16 protein-coding genes are annotated in these 19,409 nt (G+C 72.6%); 11 read left to right on the forward strand and 5 right to left on the reverse strand.

Going from position 1 to position 19,409, the window contains the following annotated elements; all coding sequences use genetic code 11:
- Positions 1-42: 42 nt before the first annotated feature.
- Positions 43-1,863, reverse strand: coding sequence for a tetratricopeptide repeat protein (locus ACZ407_RS33350; protein ID WP_468134980.1), 1,821 nt, complete (start codon positions 1,861-1,863; stop codon positions 43-45).
- Positions 1,864-1,959: 96 nt separating this feature from the next.
- On the opposite strand from ACZ407_RS33350, the gene ACZ407_RS33355 reads away from it, so the two are divergent.
- Positions 1,960-3,375, forward strand: a complete 1,416-nt coding sequence (locus ACZ407_RS33355) for an FAD-binding oxidoreductase (RefSeq protein WP_468134982.1) — start codon at positions 1,960-1,962, stop codon at positions 3,373-3,375.
- A gap of 104 nt (positions 3,376-3,479) precedes the next feature.
- Positions 3,480-7,106, forward strand: a complete 3,627-nt coding sequence (locus ACZ407_RS33360) for a protein kinase domain-containing protein (protein ID WP_468134984.1) — start codon at positions 3,480-3,482, stop codon at positions 7,104-7,106.
- A 26-nt stretch (positions 7,107-7,132) separates the two neighbouring features.
- Here the strand turns inward: ACZ407_RS33360 and ACZ407_RS33365 are convergent, their stop codons facing one another.
- Entirely contained in the window at positions 7,133-7,612 is a 480-nt protein-coding gene (locus tag ACZ407_RS33365) for an SsgA family sporulation/cell division regulator (protein WP_468134986.1), read from the reverse strand.
- A gap of 270 nt (positions 7,613-7,882) precedes the next feature.
- Here ACZ407_RS33365 and ACZ407_RS33370 point away from each other — a divergent pair, with 270 nt between their 5' ends.
- Both ACZ407_RS33370 and ACZ407_RS33375 read left to right on the forward strand, forming a co-directional pair.
- On the forward strand, positions 7,883-9,208 hold the full coding sequence (locus tag ACZ407_RS33370) for an RDD family protein (RefSeq protein ID WP_468134988.1): 1,326 nt from the start codon (positions 7,883-7,885) through the stop codon (positions 9,206-9,208).
- Positions 9,209-9,319: 111 nt separating this feature from the next.
- The gene (locus ACZ407_RS33375; RefSeq protein WP_468134990.1) at positions 9,320-10,066 is read left to right on the forward strand and encodes an RDD family protein; all 747 of its coding nucleotides are present in this window, start codon (positions 9,320-9,322) and stop codon (positions 10,064-10,066) included.
- A 33-nt stretch (positions 10,067-10,099) separates the two neighbouring features.
- On the opposite strand, the gene ACZ407_RS33380 is transcribed toward ACZ407_RS33375, so the two are convergent.
- Positions 10,100-10,414 carry a hypothetical protein gene (locus tag ACZ407_RS33380; RefSeq protein WP_468134992.1) on the reverse strand — a complete coding sequence of 105 codons (315 nt, stop codon included), beginning with the start codon at positions 10,412-10,414 and terminating at the stop codon, positions 10,100-10,102.
- Positions 10,415-10,913: 499 nt separating this feature from the next.
- Between ACZ407_RS33380 and ACZ407_RS33385 the strand changes: the two genes are divergently transcribed.
- Entirely contained in the window at positions 10,914-13,253 is a 2,340-nt protein-coding gene (locus ACZ407_RS33385; protein WP_468135049.1) for an immune inhibitor A domain-containing protein, read from the forward strand.
- A gap of 126 nt (positions 13,254-13,379) precedes the next feature.
- Positions 13,380-13,685, forward strand: coding sequence for a hypothetical protein (locus ACZ407_RS33390; protein ID WP_468134993.1), 306 nt, complete (start codon positions 13,380-13,382; stop codon positions 13,683-13,685).
- Positions 13,686-13,749: 64 nt separating this feature from the next.
- Here the strand turns inward: ACZ407_RS33390 and ACZ407_RS33395 are convergent, their stop codons facing one another.
- Together ACZ407_RS33395 and ACZ407_RS33400 are read right to left on the reverse strand one after the other, a co-directional pair.
- Entirely contained in the window at positions 13,750-14,352 is a 603-nt protein-coding gene (locus tag ACZ407_RS33395) for a nicotinamidase (RefSeq protein ID WP_468134995.1), read from the reverse strand.
- A 182-nt stretch (positions 14,353-14,534) separates the two neighbouring features.
- Positions 14,535-15,863: a nicotinate phosphoribosyltransferase gene (locus tag ACZ407_RS33400; RefSeq protein ID WP_468134997.1), complete on the reverse strand. Its 1,329-nt coding sequence runs from the start codon at positions 15,861-15,863 to the stop codon at positions 14,535-14,537.
- 89 nt (positions 15,864-15,952) lie between these two features.
- On the opposite strand from ACZ407_RS33400, the gene clpS reads away from it, so the two are divergent.
- The 5 genes from clpS to ACZ407_RS33425 all read left to right on the forward strand — a co-directional run bounded on the left by clpS (position 15,953) and on the right by ACZ407_RS33425 (position 19,344).
- A complete protein-coding gene (gene clpS / locus ACZ407_RS33405) occupies positions 15,953-16,258 on the forward strand; it encodes an ATP-dependent Clp protease adapter ClpS (RefSeq protein WP_468134999.1) in 306 nt (101 codons plus the stop codon).
- Positions 16,258-16,857: a DUF2017 domain-containing protein gene (locus ACZ407_RS33410; RefSeq protein WP_468135001.1), complete on the forward strand. Its 600-nt coding sequence runs from the start codon at positions 16,258-16,260 to the stop codon at positions 16,855-16,857. The genes clpS and ACZ407_RS33410 overlap by 1 nt, the downstream gene beginning before the upstream one ends.
- Before the next feature lie 331 nt (positions 16,858-17,188).
- Entirely contained in the window at positions 17,189-18,619 is a 1,431-nt protein-coding gene (locus tag ACZ407_RS33415) for an amino acid permease (RefSeq protein WP_468135003.1), read from the forward strand.
- 103 nt (positions 18,620-18,722) lie between these two features.
- A complete protein-coding gene (locus ACZ407_RS33420; RefSeq protein ID WP_468135005.1) occupies positions 18,723-19,145 on the forward strand; it encodes a M67 family metallopeptidase in 423 nt (140 codons plus the stop codon).
- A gap of 88 nt (positions 19,146-19,233) precedes the next feature.
- Entirely contained in the window at positions 19,234-19,344 is a 111-nt protein-coding gene (locus tag ACZ407_RS33425) for a putative leader peptide (protein ID WP_468135007.1), read from the forward strand.
- Positions 19,345-19,409: the final 65 nt, after the last annotated feature.

A 19,409-nucleotide genomic window follows, 5' to 3' on the forward strand; every position in this document is an offset into this window, starting at 1 on the left:
GGGCCTCCCGGCCCAGCCCGCTCCGGCTGGGCCGGGACCTTCTCAGCGGGTTCCGTTGGGTTCCGGAGCGCGTTCCGGCCGCTTGAGGGGGGTGGCCGGAGCCCGCTCCGGCTTGGGTGCCGGCTCAGCCGCCCGCGGACCCGCCTGCCCGGCCCGCGCACCCCTGCCCGAGCCCGATCCCGTACCGGCAGCCGCGTCCGTACCCGCAGCCGCGTCCGTGCGCGCAGTCCCGCCCGCCCCCGGCCCGGCCGCCCCGGAGCGCCGCCCGCCGGAACCCGCGGCGCCCGACCGCTCCCCGGCCGCCTGCCCCGCCCGGCCCGCTCCGACGACCGGCCCCGACCGCGCTCCCGACCCGGACCCGGACCCCGACCCGGACGCCCCCCGCCCCGACGGGGCCTTCGGCTTCCGGTCCTCGGACCGGACCACCGGCTTCGGCAGCACCGGCGGGGTCCACGGCTCGGCCGGCTGCATGTTCTCCGGCCCGCCCGCAGGCAGCTCCGCGAGCGCCTGCAACGCCTCCTTCGCCCGCGGCGCCCGCAGCGGCGAGAACCGGGGGTTCGTCCGCAGCGCCTCCTGGAGGTGCCGCCGCGCCGCCGCAGTATCGCCCAGGTCCCGTTCGATCACCGCCCGGTGGTACGCGAACTCCGCACTCCGCACCCCCGGATCCGTCGCCTTCTTCGCGTACCAGAGCGCCTCGACCGGCTCCCCGGACCGGAACAGCGCCCACCCCAGCGCATCCGCCACCTGCATGCTCTTGCTCCGCGTCCACTCCGCCCGCAGCCGCTGCACCGCCACCAGCGGATCCCCGTGGTCCGCCTCGTACAGCCCCGCCACCACCTCGTCGCGCACCCCGAACGAGCCCTGCCGCGTCAGCTGCGCCCGCAGCAGCCCGTACGCCCGCTGCGCCTCCTCGCCGCGGCCCTGCGACTCCAGCAGCTCGCCCAGCTCCAGCGCCAGCTGCGGGGACGGCAGTTCCTCCAGGGCCGCCCGGTAGTCCCGCACCGACTCGCCCGTCCGGTCCAGCGCCGCCAGCACCCGGGCCCGCCCGGCCAGCGCCAGCCCCTGCGAGGGATCGGTCGCGAGCGCCGCCTCGTACGACTTCAGCGCCTCCTGGGTCTCCCCCCGCTCCCACGACAGCTCCGCCAGCCGGTACATGCAGTACGCCTTCTCCGCCGGAGTCCGCGCCGCCGCCCGGGCATGCTCCATCGCGGCCGCCGCGTCCTCCCGCCAGCCCCGGTCCCGGTACACCTGCGAGGCGCGCAGGTACCCCGGCAGCCCGCCGCGCAGCGCCATCAGCCGCTCCATCGCCGCCTCCGCCGGCTTGTACGCGCCCAGCCCCGCATACGCGTCGACCAGCACCGGGTACGCCGTCCACGAGCGCGGCGACTGCGCCCGCACCAGCTCCCCCCACCGGCGGCCGGTCGCGAAGTCCCGGCGGGCATTGGCCAGCGCGCCCATCCCCACCATCGCGTCGAAGTTGCCCTTCTCCGCAGGCCGCAGCTCCAGCGAGCGCTTCAGCGCCGCCTCCGCCTTCGGGAAGTGGCCCGCGTCCGCGGTCCGGCGCGCCTGCTCCAGGTACGCCGATCCCAGCACCGCCCAGGCGCCGTCGTCCGCAGGATGCTTCCGCACCCACCCGGCACGGTCCGCGATCAGGGCGTTCACGTCCGGCGCGGCGGCCGGGGCCCCCATCCCGACCGAGACCATCGCCCGCTGCTCCGGCTGCGGCGGCCGCGGATCGTCCGCGTGCGGCCGGGCGGGCCTGATGACGAGCGCACCCGCGATCAGGACCACGGCCACGGCGGCGGTCACCGCCGTACGCCGCGCGGAGAACGTGACGGGCGGCTGCTGCGACTCCATGTCCATGCGCTTACTGTGCGTCAATATGAAGAGTCTTCCCGGGTGCCCGGAGGGGTTCGCGGCCGGGTTCACACCAACGGCCCCGGGTGCCAGGCTGACCCCATGGCTCCCAAGGATGAAACCCAGGTGCAGCACCTCCGGGACGGGGAACTCCGGGCCCGGCTCCTCGAAGGACCCGACGCACTGCCCCCGGCCGCCGTCCTCACCGACCCCCGGATCACCGACTCCTACCGCACCGACATGGCGAGCTTCTGCGCCGCCGGCAGCCCCGCCGCCGTGGTCCTGCCCCGCACCGTCGCCCAGGTGCAGCACGTCATGCGCACCGCCACCGCCCTGCGCGTCCCCGTGGTCCCGCAGGGCGCCCGCACCGGCCTGTCCGGCGGGGCCAACGCCACCGACGGCTGCATCGTCCTCTCCCTCGTCAAGATGGACAAGATCCTCGAAATCGACGAGGTCGACCGCATCGCCGTCGTCGAACCCGGCGTGGTCAACGCCGTCCTCTCCCGCGCCGTCGCCGAACGCGGCCTGTACTACCCGCCCGACCCCTCCAGCTGGGAGCAGTGCACCATCGGCGGGAACATCGGCACCGCCTCCGGCGGCCTGTGCTGCGTCAAGTACGGGGTCACCGCCGAGTACGTGCTCGGCCTCGACGCGGTCCTCGCCGACGGCCGCCTGCTGCGCACCGGCCGCCGCACCGCCAAGGGGGTCGCCGGATACGACCTCACCCGCCTCTTCGTCGGCTCCGAGGGCAGCCTCGGCATCGTCGTGCGCGCCGTCCTCGCCCTGCGGCCCGCCCCGCCCCGGCAGCTCGCCCTCGCCGCCGAGTTCCCCTCCGCCGCGGCCGCCTGCGAAGCGGTCTGCGCCGTCATGGCCGCCGGGTACACCCCCTCCCTGCTGGAGCTCATGGACCGCACCACCGTCCGGGCCGTCAACCGGCTCGGCCGCATGGGCCTGCCCGAGACCACCGAGGCCCTGCTCCTCGCCGCCTTCGACACCCCCGACGCCGCCGCCGACCTCGCCGCCGTCGGCAAGCTGTGCACCGCCGCCGGAGCCACCCAGGTCGTCCCCGCCGAGGACGAGGCCGAGTCCGAACTCCTCCTCCAGGCCCGCCGGATGTCCCTCACCGCCCTGGAGACCCTCCGGCCCGCCACGATGATCGACGACGTGTGCGTGCCCCGCACCCGGCTCGCCGACATGCTCGAAGGCACCACCGACATCGCCCGCCGCCACCGGCTCACCATCGGGGTCTGCGCCCACGCCGGCGACGGCAACACCCACCCCGTCGTCTGCTTCGACCCCGCAGACGAGGACGAAACCGCCCGCGCCCGCGCCTCGTTCGACGAGATCATGTCCCTCGGGCTCGCGCTCGGCGGCACCATCACCGGCGAACACGGCGTCGGAGTCCTGAAGAAGGACTGGCTCGCCCGCGAACTCGGGCCCGTCGGCGTGGAGATGCAGCGGGCCGTCAAGCACGCCTTCGACCCGCTCGGACTCCTCAACCCCGGCAAGGTCCTCTGAACCTGCTTCACCGGCACGCTTCCTGACGGATCGTCTACGCTCCCGCATGGACACGTTCCGGGCGGCCTGCCGCCCGGAACCGGACACACACGGGGGAGCACACGATGGGCAGCATGCTGCATCCGGACGATCCGGAGCGGCTCGGCGGCTACTGGCTGGCGGCCCGGCTCGGCGCCGGCGGCCAGGGCGTCGTCTACGAGGCCTACGACACCACCGGCGGCCGGGTCGCCGTCAAGGCCCTGCACCGCGACGCCGAGCAGTTCGTGCGCTCCCGCTTCGCCAAGGAGGTGGACGCCGCCCGCGCCGTCGCCCCCTTCTGCACCGCCCGCATCCTCGACGCCGACCTCGGCTCCGACGCCCCGTACATCGTCAGCGAGTACATCCCCGGCCCCACCCTCGCCGCCGCCGTCCGCGAACACGGCACCTTCGCCGCCGAAGCCGTCACCCGGCTCGCGGCCGGAGTCGCCACCGCGCTCGCCGCGATCCACCAGGCCAAGGTCGTCCACCGCGACCTCAAGCCCGGCAACGTCCTCCTCGGCCCCGACGGCCCGCGCGTCATCGACTTCGGCATCGCCCGCGCCGCCGACATGTCCCTGACCGACACCGGCGCCATCATGGGCACCCTCGGCTACATGGCCCCCGAAGTCCTCGGCGGGCAGCGCGCCACCGCCGCCTCCGACATCTTCGCCTGGGGCGCCCTCGTCCTGTACGCGGCCTCCGGCGACGAGCCGTTCCGCGGGGACAACATCGGGCAGGTCGCCCACCGCACCGCCGCGATCGACCCCGACCTGTCCGCCCTGCCCGCCCCGCTGCGGCCCCTGGTCGCGGCCGCCCTCGCCAAGGAGCCGGAGCTCCGCCCCAGCGCGACCGAACTCCTCCTCGGCCTCGTCGGCGAGACCCCCGCCGCGGCCGACCCGCGCCGCGCCCTCCTCGAAGCCGGTGCCCGGCGGGCCGCCGACCCCCGCCCCGAAGCCGCCCTCCCGGGCCTCGGCGAACGCGCCGAATCCGCCTACGCCGCGCTGTCCCTGCCCGCCCAGCAGGCCGCCCACGAACTCCTCCTGCGCCTGGTCGTCCCCGGCGAGGACCCCGACGGCAGCCAGGACACCGTACGGACCGCCGCGTACGAGGAGGTCTACGGCGGCCGCACCGACGCCGAGCGGCGCGAAGGCCACGCCGCGATCACCGCGCTCGCGGCGGCCGGGGCGCTCATCGTCGCCGAGGACCACTCCATACGCCCGGTCTCCGCCGCCCTGATCCGGGCCTGGACCCGGCTGCGCGCCTGGACCGAGGCCGACCGGGCCGCGCTCGCCCTGCGCCACCGGCTCGGGCACGCGGCCCGCGAATGGGAACGGCACGGGCGCCGCCCCGAGGACCTCCAGCAGGGCACCGCCCTGCGTGCGGCGCTCGACTGGTCCGCGACCGCCGCTCCGCACATCCGGCCGAACCCGCTGGAACTCGCCTTCCTGGCGGCTGGCCAGGTCTCCGCCACCCGCACCGCCCGCCGCCGCCGCCAGCTGCTCGGCGGCCTCGGCGTCCTCCTGGTCGTCGCCCTCCTGGCCGGCGGCCTCGCCTACCAGCAGTCCCGGGCCGCAGCCCGCGAACAGGCCCGCGCCGCCGCCCGCACCACGGCCCAGGCCGCCACGAGCCTCCGCGCCGCCGACCCGAAGGCCGCGATGCTCCTGGGCGTCGCGTCCTGGCGCATCGCGGAAACGGAGGACTCCCGTGCGGCCCTGCTGGGCGCGGTGAGCCAGCCGGAGGCGGACATGCTCCAGCTCCCGGCAGGGACGGGCGGTAAGCAGAACTCGTACCGGCGGCTGTCCGGCGACGGCCGCATCCTCGTACTCGGTGAGGAGGGCGAGACCCAGATCTGGGACGTCCGCGCCGGCCGGATGCTGGTGTCCTCCAAGGGCAAGACCGGACTGGCGGACCTCTTCATCAGGGCCATAAGCCAGGACGGACGCCTGCTGCTGGGGGTCAGCAGGGACCGCATGCAGGTCCTGGAGGCAGCGACGCTGAAGCCGGTGGGCGGGCCGCTGAAGGCGCCCGAGGGGTACGAACCCGTACAGGTGACCGGCAACGGGCTGGTCATCACCGAGCGCCGCAGCGGCGACTTGGCCCAGGACTACCGGTACGGAATCCTCCGGGCCTCCGACGGCAAGCTGGTGGTCCAAGGCCCCCTGAACGAGTCCGTGGCCGTCTCCCCGGACGGGCGCATGGCGGCCACCTGCCAGGCGGGCGGCCCGGTCCGGGTGTGGCGCTTCAGCGAGCAGGGGCGCGTCAGCACACCACTGGCAACCCCGACGGGCGTGGACCAGCCCAAGTGCGGCCACGGAGGCGACGGCCTCGTGTTCAGCCCGGACGGCAAGCGCCTGGCGGCCACGGGGGAGTCCCAGCGCTACTTCTTCTGGACCGTTGCGGACGGCTCGTACCAGGGAAGCCTCACGGCGACCACGGACGACCTCGCGTTCAGCAGCGAGGGCCGCTACCTGTACGGCTTCGACTCCGACACGGGTGCCATCGAGGTGTATCCGGCCACCGACGGAGCCCAGGCCCTCTTCACCTACCATGCGCGCCAGGTGCGCAACAAGCTCGTGGAGGACCGTGTGGTCGCCGCCGTCGACGAGAACGCGCACCGGCTGGTCTTCCATCGCACCGAGACGACCACGGTGGAATCGGTGGACCTGCCCGCGCGCGCGGACCGTCTACCGGCGGCGCTGAGCGGGGACGCCCGCTACGGGACCCTTTCGTCTGACGGCCGGGTGGGGATGGTCCAGCAACTGGCCACGCGGCAGCAGCTGTTCGATCTGCGCACGGGCAGGCTGCTCGGGGACGGGGTCCCGCAGAGGGACGGCGAACCAGGGGACGGGCCCGGACGGTCCGCCCTCTCGCGGGACGGCAGTCGGCTGGCTTTCGTTGACGGCTCCGCCCTCGTGGTCTGGGACACGGCCACGCGCAAGGAGCTCTTCCGGCAGCAGCCGGGAGGGTACTGGATCGCCCCCGTGTCCCTGTCGCCCGACGGCAGGCTCGTGGCGGCCTTCGTCAGCAGCGAGCAGTCCGAGGGCAACGGGACCTTCATCGCGCACCCCGGCACCCTGCAGGTGTGGGACGTCGCTTCGGGCAAGCGGCTGCACAGTGTCGAAACCGTGCGCGGTGGCTTCGCCATCAGCCCGGACAACCGACTGCTCGCCACCTCGGCCGGAGAGGCCGTCGATCTGACCACCGGCAAGGTGCGCCGCAACGCCTTCGGGACGGTCGCCACCGAGACCCTCGCCTTCTCCCCTGACGGCAGCATGCTCGCCATCTCCAAGGACAACGGCTTGACGGAGCTCTGGGACGGCGCGGGTGCCCACCAGCTCGGGGCGCTTCCGAGCACGGCCCTCAGCAAGGGCGGCAGCCGGTACGGCCAGTCCGTGGTGGACCTGTCCTTCTCGCCGGACGGCCGCCTCCTGGCGGGTTTGATCGAGGGGGAGGCCGTCCAGTTCTGGGACCTGAAGGCCCGGTTGGCCCTCGGCGAACCGATCGCCTTGAGCGGGGGCACGGCACGCGGTGTCGCCTTCGACGAGAAGGTCCTGCGGGTCCTCGATCTGGAGCGCCCCCTCCGCTCGATCGAAACGGACCCCGCCACCCTCATCGAGAAGATCTGCAGGCGGGTCGGCGGGCGGGACCTGACCGAGGACGAGTGGAAGCAGTACGTCCCGCGCGGCATCGAGTACCGCAAGGTGTGTAGCTGAGGGCCGTACCGCGGGGCCGGGGGCGGTCACAGGTCGGATTCCGGGGACTCGTCGGAGGGCCAGGGGTCGCGGAGCCAGAGGTCGTCGGCCGGGGTGGGGGTCAGGAGGGCGGCGAGGGCCGCGTCCAGGCCGAGGCGCTCCGTCTCCGTGCCCGGCGGGACCACGCGCAGCGTGCGTTCCAGCCAGGCCGACACGGACGCGGACGGCGCCTCCAGCAGCGCGTCCCCGTCGGGTGAGCTCAGCGCCATGCAGATGACGCTGCGCCCGTCCACCTTCGTGGGCCAGATCCGCACGTCCCCGTGCCCGCTCGGCCGGAACACCCCCTCGACCAGCAGTTCCCGCGCGAACGTCCAGTTGACCGGCATGTTCGAGCCCACGTGGAAGACCACGTGGACGGCGTACGGGTCGTCCACCCGGTAGACCAGCCGGGCGGGTACGGGGATGCTGCGCTCGGGCGAAAGCACCAGCTTCAGCTCCAGCTCGCGTTCGACGACCGTGTGGGCCATGGGGGTTCCTCTCCTCGGTGCACCGCGGGGTGCGGATGCGCTCGTACCCGGAGAGAGCGCGGCCCCCGCCGACTGTGACGCGGGTTCCGGAAGAAAATCCAGGGTTGGCGCAAAACCGTTCGGATGACCGGAACCCGACGGTCAGCGCGGTACCGTTCCCGCTTCGCTCGAAGGCGGTCTTTCTGCCGTTCCCGGTCCTGCCGGACCCGGGTTCTTGGCTATGGTCCTCCTTGCACAAACGGGCACGAGCGGACGATCGGAGTTGGGACATTGACTGCCTCTCCAGGTGACGGCGAGCACGCGGCCCGGGAGGGGTACTACCCCGACCCCTCCATCCCCGGCTTCGTCCGGTACTGGAACGGCGCGGCCTGGGTTCCCGGTACGAGCCGCCCGGCGCCCGAGGGGTACCGGAGCCAGCCCCCGGCCCCGGCCCCCGCTCCGGTTCCGGTTCCGGCTCCCGCCCCGGCCCCCGTGGCCGTCGCCGACGAGACCGGACCCGTCTTCTTCGACGAGCTCCCGCAGGAGGACGCGGCCCCGGAAGAGGAGAGGAAGGAGGCCGCGGCAGCCGCCTGGCTGGCCGACGCCTCGCAGCAGTCCGGCTTCGGCGGAGATCGCGATCGCAAGGTGTCCTGGGGCAGCGTCCCGGCGGACCCCGGCCCCGCGGACCGCACCGCGGCGGACCGCACCCCCGCCGACCGGATTCCCGAAGACCGGATCCCCGAGGACCGCACCCCGGTCGAGTCCCGCTCTGCCGAGTCCCGCTCCGCCGAGTCCCGCTCCGCCGGGTCCGCCGGCTCCCTGATCCCCGCCCCCGCGAAGGAGCCCGCCCCCGTCCCGGCGGCCGCCTCCGCCGCCTCCGCCGGCATCCTCTCCGTCAAGTCCCCGGCCCACACCGAACCCCCGGCGGCCCCGGCCCCGTCCGCCCCGGCCCCGGCCCCGACCCCGTCCGCCCCCGCCGAGTCCGCCGCCCCGGCCCCCGCCCGGCAGCCCGTACCCGACCGGACCGCGCCCCCGGCCAGGCCCGCCGCCGACGCCTCCGCCGCCGCGGACGTGCCCGCCGCCACCCCCTGGAAGCCCCCGAGCGACGAGCTGTTCCGCCGCCTCGCCGACGAGGTGCCCCGCCCCGCCGGGCTCGGCCGCCGCCTCGGTGCGCGGCTGGTCGACGCGCTGGTCACCGGGGCCGTGGCCACCGCCGTCACGGTGCCGTTCGTGGCGAAGGCAACGGAGCACATCGAGGCGAAGATCGACGCCGCGAAGCTCGCCGGGGAGACCGTGACCGTCTGGCTCGTCGACGGCACCACCGGCGGCTACCTCGCCGTGGTCCTCGGCGCCCTCCTCGTCTTCGGCCTCCTCTACGAGGTGCTGCCCACCGCCCGCTGGGGCCGCACCCTCGGCAAGAAGCTGTTCGGGGTGCGCGTGGTGCGCATGGAGTCGGGCAGCCGGCCCTCGTTCGGCGCGGCACTCGGCCGCTGGCTGGTGTACGGGCTGCTCGGCGCCCTGGGCATCGGGGTGCTGAACATTCTGTGGTGCCTGGTGGACCGGCCCTGGCGGCAGTGCTGGCACGACAAGGCGGCCGGTACGTTCGTCGCCCGCTGAGCCGGTCCGGCCCGCCCGCGGGTCCCCCGCCGAGCGGGTTTCCCGGCCGCCCGTCCCCCGTACGGAGCCCGTCCCGTTGCGGGGTCCCGGGGGCCGGGTTCGACTACGGCCATGAGCACCGATCAGCCGCCGCCGGGCCAGCCCCCCGAGGACGACCCGTTCCGCAAGAGGCCTCCCGGTGAGGAGCCGCAGCAGCCGCCTTCGACGCCGCCCCCCGGCTCGGGCTCCCCGTACGGAGGTGCGGGCGGCTACCCGCCTCCGGGCTCGGGTTCCCCCTACGGGGGCTCCGGCGGGCCGGGCGGCGGCTACCCGCCCCCGCCGCCCCCGTACGGCTCCGATCCGTACGGCGGCGGCTACGGGGCCCCGGACCCGCTCGCCGGCATGCCGCCGCTCGCCGACTTCGGCAAGCGGCTCCTCGCGCGCATCGTGGACGCGCTGATCATCGGGATCCCGCTCGGCCTGCTCCAGTGGGGCACGAGCCGCAACCGCTGGGTCGTGGAGACCGACAAGGGCGAGGACGCCACCGAGGTCTTCACCAAGGCCTACAGCGGCGGCGGCCTGCTCTGGACGCTGATCGGCATCGCGGCGTACGTCGGCTACGACTGGTTCTTCACGAAGAAGAACGGCCAGACCCTGGGCAAGAAGCTGATGGGCCTGCGGGTCGCGATGCTGAACGACGGCAGCGTGCCGACGAGCAACGCGGCGCTGTCCCGGGCGGCCGTGCTGTGGCTGCCGGCCCTGCTCTGCTGCCCCTGCCTCTGGGAGCTCGTGCTGATCGTGACGATCCTCAGTGACAAGCCGTACCGGCAGGGCCTGCACGACAAGGTGGGCAAGACCGTGGTGGTCACGGTCGTCTGAGCCGGCCCGCGGTCATCCGGCGGGCCGCTCAGGTCACTTGGCCGCCGGCACCTGCCCGGTCGCGCCCGCCTCCGCAGCCGCCGCGGCCTCCGGGCCCGCCGCAGCCGCACCCGCGCCCGCCTCCGCCCCGGAGGCGGGCGCCGGGCTGCCGGCCCGGGCCCGGCGGGCCGCCGCCCGCTTGGGCACGGCGGCCGTGACGGCGACGAGGAGGCCGAGGAGGAGGGCGGCCGCGGCGATGACGGCGACCCCGATGCCGGAACGTGTCTGCGAGAGCAGCAGCATGGCCATCGTGGAGACGATGACGGTGGCGGACCCGTAGGCGAGCTGTGCGGCAGTCGGACGCGGCATGGCGGTATCCGTCCTCAAGGCATGGTCGGGGAGCCGCCCGCTCGCGGTCTCCCCCTCGGATCGCGCTGCAACCGACTCTACGACGGGGATGCCCGCGGGGGACCGGCGGTAAGCGTGACCTAACCCACGGTGCCGGTGCACGGGGGGCGCACGGAGTCATGTCCCGCGCCGCCGCAGGTCGCGGACGCGCCTGTTCCGGTCATAGATGTACCGATTCCGGATGTGTCGATTCCGCTCCCTGGCATATGCTTCGTCCCCTCCTTCGCCGGGTGTCCGAAATGCGGAACTCGTTGACCGCATAGTGCACTTGACGGGGTCAAGTCAAGGTCTGTCTTTTCTCGCGCGACTCCGGTCAAATGTCGTCACTTGAGACGCGCGCTGCCCCGGAACCCCTGACTCCCGGTCCGTCCTGGCGGCCGCGGGAGGGGAACAACATCAAGTGAGCAGCAACACCTCGCCGCGTCGGCGAGCCATCCGTTTCGCCGCCATCACGGTGACCATGGCGGCCTGCGCGGCCACCGCTTCCGTCTACACCATGGCGTCCGCGAGCAACACCGCCGTGGCCGCCCCGGTCGTGGACCGCCACGACCCGTCGGCCTCCAAGGCCCACTCGGACGAGCTCGACGGCCCGTTCAGCAAGCAGCAGGAGCAGGCCCGCGAGGCCGCCCTGCAGCAGGTCCTGGAGGGCAAGACCCGCGTCCAGCAGCGCGGCGCCTCCAAGGTCGTCCAGCTCGACGACAAGAAGTACGTCGAGCTCGGCCGCGAGAAGACCGACAAGATCTTCACGATCCTCGTCGAGTTCGGCAACAAGGTCGACAACTCGACCATGTTCGACCCGGACGGCCCGTCCGGCCCGCAGCCGCCCGTCGTCAAGTACGGCGGCACCCCCGGCCCGGCCAAGAACACCATCCCGAAGCCGGACCGCACCAAGGACAACAGCACCAACTGGCGCGCCGACTTCAACCGGGACTACTTCCAGGACCTGTACTTCGGCAAGGGCTCCGGCTCGCTGAAGTCCTACTACGAGAAGACCTCCTCGGGCCGCTACTCGGTCGACGGCGAGGTGGCCGACTGGGTCAAGGTCCCGTACAACGAGGCCCGTTACGGCTCGAACTACTGCGGCGACACCAACTGCAACAACGTCTGGGACACCGTCCGCGACGGCGTCACCGCGTGGGTCAAGGCCCAGAAGAAGGCCGGCAAGACCGACGCGCAGATCAAGGCGCAGCTCGCGAAGTACGACCTCTGGGACCGTTACGACTTCGACGGCGACGGCAACTTCAACGAGCCCGACGGCTACATCGACCACTTCCAGATCGTCCACGCGGGCGAGGACGAGTCGGCCGGCGGCGGCGCGCAGACCACCAACGCCCTGTGGGCCCACCGCTGGTACGCCTACGGCACCGACGCGGGCCAGACCGGCCCGGCGAACAACAAGGCCGGCGGCACCCAGATCGGCAAGACCGGCATCTGGGTCGGCGACTACACCATGCAGCCCGAGAACGGCGGCCTCGGTGTCTTCGCCCACGAGTACGGCCACGACCTCGGCCTCCCGGACCTGTACGACACGTCCGGCCGCGCCGAGAACTCGGTCGGCTTCTGGTCCCTGATGTCCGCCGGCTCCTGGCTCGGCAAGGGCAAGGACTCCATAGGCGACTTCCCCGGCGACATGACCGCCTGGGACAAGCTGCAGCTCGGCTGGCTGAACTACGACACGGCCAAGGCCGCGACGAAGTCCACGCACAAGCTCGGTGTGTCGGAGTACAACACCAAGAACAAGCAGGCGCTCGTCGTCAAGCTGCCGAAGAAGAAGGTCACCACCACCGTCGTCAAGCCCGCCGAGGGTGCGAAGCAGTGGTGGAGCAACATGGGTGACGACCTCAAGAACACCCTGACCCGCTCCGTGGACCTGACCGGCAAGTCCTCCGCCGCGCTGTCCCTCAAGGGCTGGTGGGACATCGAGTCCGGCTACGACTACCTCTACACCGAGGTGTCCACCGACGGCGGCGCCCACTGGACCGTCCTCCCCGGCACCGCCGACGGCACGGCCCTCCCGGTCGACGCCGCGGGCAACGCCTCGCTCACCGGTGCCTCCGGCGCCTGGAAGCAGCTGAACTTCCCGCTGGACGCCTACGCCGGCAAGAAGGTCGACGTCCGCTTCCGCTACCAGACGGACGGCGGCGCGGGCGGCAAGGGCTTCACCGCCGACGCGATCAAGGTCACGGCGGACGGCGCCACGCTGTTCTCCGACGGCGGCGAGAACGGTGCCAACGGCTGGACCGCCAAGGGCTTCTCCACCATCGGTGAGGGCTTCACCAAGGCCTACGCCCAGTACTACCTGGCCGAGAACCGCCAGTACGTCTCGTACGACAAGACCCTCAAGGTCGGCCCGTACAACTTCGGCTTCTCCGGCACCCGTCCCGACTGGGTCGAGCACTACCCGTACCAGACCGGTCTGCTGATGTGGCTCTGGGACACCTCCCAGAAGGACAACAACGTCAGCGCCCACCCGGGCCAGGGCCTGATCCTTCCGATCGACGCCCACGCCAAGCCGCTGAAGTGGACCGACGGCACCCTGCTGCGCAACAAGATCCAGCCGTTCGACGCCCCGTTCAGCCTGTACGCGACCGACGCGTTCACGCTGCACAAGGCCGACCAGCCGCTGAGCATCACGTCGAAGAAGGGCGTCAAGTACTTCGACGACCACACCGGCAAGTACTACTACGCGGAGAACCCGACGGGCAGCGTCAAGACCGCTGACACCAACACCCGCATCTCGATCGTGGAGCAGCCCAAGGACGGCTCCTACATCACGGTGAAGGTTTCCCCCTCGAAGTAATCTCAGGCCAAAACCGCAGGTCAGAGCATGATCGGCCGTCGCCCTCTAGCGGGCGGCGGCCGATCGCGTTTAGATGCGTCGTACGGGATTCTTATTGACACTCCATCTCACGGGGGAGATGAACCGATGCCCGGCGGAGGTTTCGTCAAGCTGCCCAACGGCAGCGTGGTGGTCGCCCTGACCCTGCCCAGGCCCTGCGGGGACGGCCGGCACGTCCGCGTGCTCGTCCACGCCGCGAACCGGGCCCGCGCCCTGACCAGGCTGCGGAACCTCGGCATGCGCGCCGTCTACCTGCGGGGGAACGCCCACCCGCCGACCCCGGACGAGGTGACGGCCGTCCTGCACCACCCGGACGGCCTCCTGTGGCGCGGTGCCCCCGACACGGCGGCCGAGCTCTGGCACCCGATACGCGCCCTCCTGCCGGGCACGTGAGGCCCGCGGGCCCCGCGGGGCCCCGGCGGGACCCGGCGCCGCCGGGGGCGGCCGTGGCGGCGGCTCAGCCGCCCGCGACCACCGGGGTGCCCGACAGCCGCACCCCGGCCGTCCGGAGCTCCTCCAGGGCGCGCTCGGTGGTGTGCGCGGCCACTCCGGCCGTCAGGTCCAGCAGCACGTGCGTGACGAAGCCCTCGCGGGCCGCGTCCAGGGCGGTGGCCCGTACGCAGTGGTCGGTGGCGATGCCCACCACGTCCACCTCGGTGACCCCGCGCTCGCGCAGCCAGTCCGCGAGCCCGGTGCCGTTCTCGTCGGTGCCCTCGAAACCGCTGTACGCGGCCGCGTGCGCGCCCTTGTCGAACACGGCGGCGACGGCCCCCGAGGCGACGGCGGGGGCGAAGTTCGGGTGGAAGCCCACGCCCTCCGTGCCCGCCACGCAGTGCACCGGCCAGGAGCTCTCGTAGTCGGGCCGGGCGGGCGGGTGCGCGAAGTGGGGGCCGGGGTCGATGTGGTGGTCGCGGGTGGCCACGACGTGCCGGTAGCCGGGGGTGGCCTGGCCGATCAGCTCGGTGATGGCTGCGGCCACGTCGGCGCCGCCCGTGACCGGGAGGCTGCCGCCTTCGCAGAAGTCGTTCTGGACGTCCACGACGATCAGTGCGCGGTGCATGGCGGGTCCTTCGGCGGTAGTGGTCCGTGACGGATGTGCGTCCCGGGGCGTCGGCGGGCGGCTGCCCACCCCTGCGGGGCCTTCTCCCCCACCGGCCGCGCCCCGAACCGGGGGGCGGGTTCCAGCCCGTCCGGCGCCCCGGACCGGGGGTCCGGGCGGAGCCCCCGAGGGGCCCCGCAGGGTCAGGCGTACTCGGTCGGGATGACCGGCTCGCCGCGCGACAGCTGGGTCGCGGACAGCGGCAGGCGGGCCCGGGCCGCGACATGCCGGTCCCGCGCCGCCTCCAACGGCTCGCGCGCCACCACCTCGCCCCCCTTCACCAGCTCGACCAGCAGCTGGTGCGGTGCGAGGGCCCCCGGCACGGCCCCCGTGCCCACGACCTCCGCCTCCGCGACCCCGTCCGCGTCCGGCCGCCGCGCGGCCCACTTGCGGCCGCCGACCGAGATCTTCCCGCCGCTGGACTTCTTCGCCACGGGGGTCAGCGGGGCCTTCGGGTCCGCGGACGAGGCCCGGGCCACCAGCTTGTAGACCATCGAGCAGGTCGGGTGCCCGCTGCCGGTGACCAGCTGGGTGCCCACTCCGTACGCGTCCACCGGCGCGGCGGCCAGCGAGGCGATGGCGTACTCGTCCAGGTCCGAGGTGACCACGATCTTCGTGCCGGTGGCGCCCAGCTCGTCCAGCTGCTGCCGCACCCGGTGCGCGACGAGCAGCAGGTCGCCGGAGTCGATGCGGACGGCGCCGAGCCCGGTGCCGGCCACCTCGACGGCGGTGCGGACCGCCTCGGCCACGTCGTACGTGTCCACGAGCAGGGTGGTGCCGGTGCCCAGCGAGGCCACCTGCGCGGTGAAGGCGTCCCGCTCGTCGTCGTGGAGCAGGGTGAAGGCGTGCGCGCTGGTGCCGACCGTGGGGATCCCGTACCGGAAGCCGGCCGCGAGGTCCGAGGTGGAGGTGAAGCCGCCCACGTAGGCGGCGCGCGAGGCGGCGACGGCGGCGAGCTCGTGGGTGCGCCGGGCGCCCATCTCGATCAGCGGCCGGTCCCCGGCGGCCGAGGCCATCCGGGAGGCGGCCGCGGCGATCGCCGAGTCGTGGTTGAGGATCGAGAGGATCACGGTCTCCAGCAGCACGCACTCGGCGAAGCTGCCCTCGACCCGGAGCACCGGGGACCCGGGGAAGTAGACCTCGCCCTCGGGGTAGCCCCAGATGTCACCCGAGAAGCGGTACCGGGAGAGCCAGTCCAGGGTGCGCGTGTTCACGATCCGCCGCTCCCGGAGGAACTCCAGCACGGCGGCGTCGAAGCGGAAGTTCTCGACCGCGTCGAGCACCCGGCCGATGCCGGCCACGACGCCGTAGCGGCGGCCTTCCGGCAGCCTCCGGGTGAAGACCTCGAAGACCGAGCGGCGGTCGGCCGTGCCGTTCGCCAGCGCGGCCTGCAGCATCGTGAGCTCGTAATGGTCCGTGAAGAGCGCTGTCGACGGCACGTCCACCGGCAGCCCCAGGTCCGCAGGGTTCATGCCACGGATGCTAGCGCACATTTCGTCAGAGTGACGAGATGTAGGGGGCCGTTTGTGCGACGGGCCCGTCGCGGTGGCAGCATGGGGGCGTGAGTGTTGCTCCCATTGAGATCGAACGCACCCTGCCGGCCGACGAGGCCTTCGCGGTCCCCGAACCCGATGTCCCCTGGGTGACCCTGGTGCACAACGACCCGGTCAACCTCATGAGCTACGTGACGTACGTGTTCCAGGCGTACTTCGGCTACTCCAAGGACAAGGCGCACAAACTGATGCTCGACGTCCACCACAAGGGACGGGCGGTCGTCTCCAGCGGCACCCGCGAGGAGATGGAGCGCGACGTGCAGGCCATGCACGGCTACGGACTGTGGGCGACCCTGTCGCAGGACCGCATCTGATGGGCGGCACGTTCGAAAGCCTCGAAGGCGGCGGCGCGGCCGTCGCGCTCGACGAGATCGAGATCTCCATCCTGCGCTCCCTGGCGGTCCAGCTGCTGGAGCTGATCGGCCCCGGGGACGAGCCGGACGCGGACGCCGACCCGCTGGCGGCGCTCTTCGCCGAGGGGCCCACCGAGGCCCCGTCCGACCCTGCGCTGGCCCGCCTGTTCCCGGACGCCTACCGGGCCCCGGGCGCGGAGCCGGCCGCCGATCCGGAGGAACAGCGGGCCCGCTCGGCCGAGTTCCGCCGCTTCACCGAGAACGACCTGCGCGCCCGCAAGCGCGAGGACGCCCTCGCCGTGGTGCACAGCCTCAACGCGCTGACCCCCGGGGGCGACGGCGGGGCCGTGCTGAAGCTGACGGGGGAGCAGCCGCTGCGCTGGCTGGGAGCCCTGAACGACCTGCGGCTGACCATCGCCTCCCGGCTGGACATCACCGAGGACGACGAGGCGGGCGACCTCTTCGGGCTGCCCGACTCCGATCCGCGCAAGCCGATGGTGATGGCCTACCTGTGGCTGGGCGGGCTCCAGGAGACCCTCGTCGAGACCCTGATGCCGTAACGGAGGTACGGCCTCCGGACCCTCGGGGATCTTGTTCGCTCAGCGGACGCTCAAATCCGGATAACGATCAGATCACCGCTGTGTGGTCATTTTTCGACCAACGGGGCATTTGCCCCGTTTTTCTTGTGCCCTGCGCCACTTTCCGGTCCGCCGTATCCCCATAAGTCCGTGATAAATCTTCCGGACCGCCGACGACACCACCCCTGTCCACCCGGCGGCGCTTGAACCGGCCGACCGCCGGCGTGCAACTCCATCCGTATCCGGGGGGATCGAGGAACCCGGCCCGCAGCCCCGCAAGGCACGGGCCGGCGTGGAGAAAGGCGCACCAAACATGACCTCTGTGCAGGTCGAGAACCAGGGCCGGGACACCGCGGGCGAAGACCCCGCGGGCGAGGGCTACCACCGGGCGCTCGGCGCCCGCCAGATCCAGATGATCGCGATCGGCGGAGCCATCGGCACCGGGCTCTTCCTGGGCGCGGGCAAGGCCATCAGCAAGGCCGGCCCCAGCCTGATCCTGGCCTACGCCATCGCCGGCCTGGTCATCTTCTTCATCATGCGGGCCCTGGGCGAACTGCTCATGTACCGCCCGGTGTCGGGCTCCTTCTCGGAGTACGCCCGCGAGTTCGCCGGCCCGTTCTGGGGGTTCGTCACGGGCTGGACGTACTGGCTGTTCTGGGTGGTCACCGGCATCACCGAAGTCACCGCGGCAGCCCAGTACATGTCCTTCTGGACCCATGACAGCTTCCCGCAGTGGGCGTACGCGCTGATCTTCACGGTCATCCTGTACGGCGCGAACCTGATCTCCGTGAAGCTCTTCGGCGAGCTCGAGTTCTGGTTCTCGATGGTCAAGGTCACCGCGATCGTCGGCATGATCCTGATCTGCGCCGGCATCCTCACCATCGGCTTCTCGGACGCCGCGGAGACCGCCTCCGTCGCCAACCTGTGGAGCGAGGGCGGCTTCTTCCCCAAGGGCATCGGCGGCACGCTGATGACCCTGCAGATCGTGATGTTCGCCTTCCTCGCCGTCGAGCTGGTCGGCGTCACCGCCGGCGAGTCCAAGGACCCCGAGAAGACCCTGCCCAAGGCCATCAACACCGTGCCGTGGCGCATCGCCGTCTTCTACGTCGGCGCGCTGATCATGATCCTCTCCGTGGTCCCGTGGACCGAGTTCCAGCCGGGCGTCAGCCCCTTCGTCGCGGCCTTCGAGAAGATGGGCCTCGGCGTCGGCGCCGCCATCGTCAACTTCGTCGTCCTGACCGCGGCCCTGTCCTCCTGCAACTCGGGCATGTACTCCACCGGCCGCATGCTGCGCGACCTCGCGCTCAACGGCCAGGGGCCCAAGGTCTTCACCCGCCTGACGAAGAACGGCACCCCGCTCGTCGGCACCACCTTCTCCGCCGCGCTCATGCTCGTCGGCGTCTGGATCAACTACGTGGCCCCCGGCAAGGCCTTCGACTACGTCGTCTCCTTCGCCACCATCTCCGGCATGTGGGCCTGGATCATGATCCTGGTCTGCCAGATCCGCTACCGGGCCAAGGCCGACCGCGGCGAGCTCCCCGCCTCCGCGTTCCGCGCCCCCGGCGCCCCGTGGACCAGCTGGTTCGCCCTCGCCTTCATCGGCATGGTCATCGTGATGATGGGCATCGACCAGGACGCACGGGTCTCCCTGTACTGCGCCCCCCTCTGGGGCCTGATCCTCGGCGTCGCGTTCCTCGTCCTCAAGAGCCGCAACCCGGAGAACGCCGCGTTCGCCAAGCGCTGACGCACCCGGCCACGGGCAGCGCGCAAGCGCCCTGTGTCCAGCATGCGGGCCCTGCCGTACCGGATCTCGGTACGGCAGGGCCCGTCTGCTTATCCTGTCGGTCATGCTGACCCTCACCCAGGCCCTGTACGACCAGATCGTCGCGCACGCCCGCGAGGACCACCCCGACGAGGCCTGCGGCATCGTCGCCGGACCGGCCGGCACCGGCCGCCCGGAGCGGTTCATCCCGATGCTCAACGCCGCGCGCTCGCCCACGTTCTACGAGTTCGACTCCAAGGACCTCCTCAAGCTGTACCGCGAGATGGACGCCCGGGACGAGGAGCCCGTGATCGTCTACCACTCGCACACCGCGACCGAGGCCTACCCCTCGCGCACCGACGTCACGTACGCGAACGAGCCCGGCGCCCACTACGTCCTCGTCTCGACCGCCGACAAGGACGGTCTCGGCGAGTTCCAGTTCCGCTCGTACCGGATCGTCGACGGAGTGATCACCGAGGAAGAAGTGCAGGTCGTGGCGGGGTACTGAGCCCCAGCCGCCCACGATGTGAGCGGATCCCGTCCGGAATGCGAGATCACACTCCATCCCGCGGACCGGGAATCGTTACGATGCCCGCATGGTTTCCCACGACGTGAGCATCGAGACGCCGCGCAGCCCTGCGCTGGTGGAGCGGCTGCACGTCGACCTGTGCCGCCTCGCCAGCGCGATCTGTTGCGCCGCCGCCTGAGCAGAGCCCGCCGGAAGCACCACCCGTACCACCCCCTGTCGCGCGGGGGGCCAGAGCCGCGCGCC

It is taken from the genome of Streptomyces sp. NPDC030809, assembly GCF_055572195.1.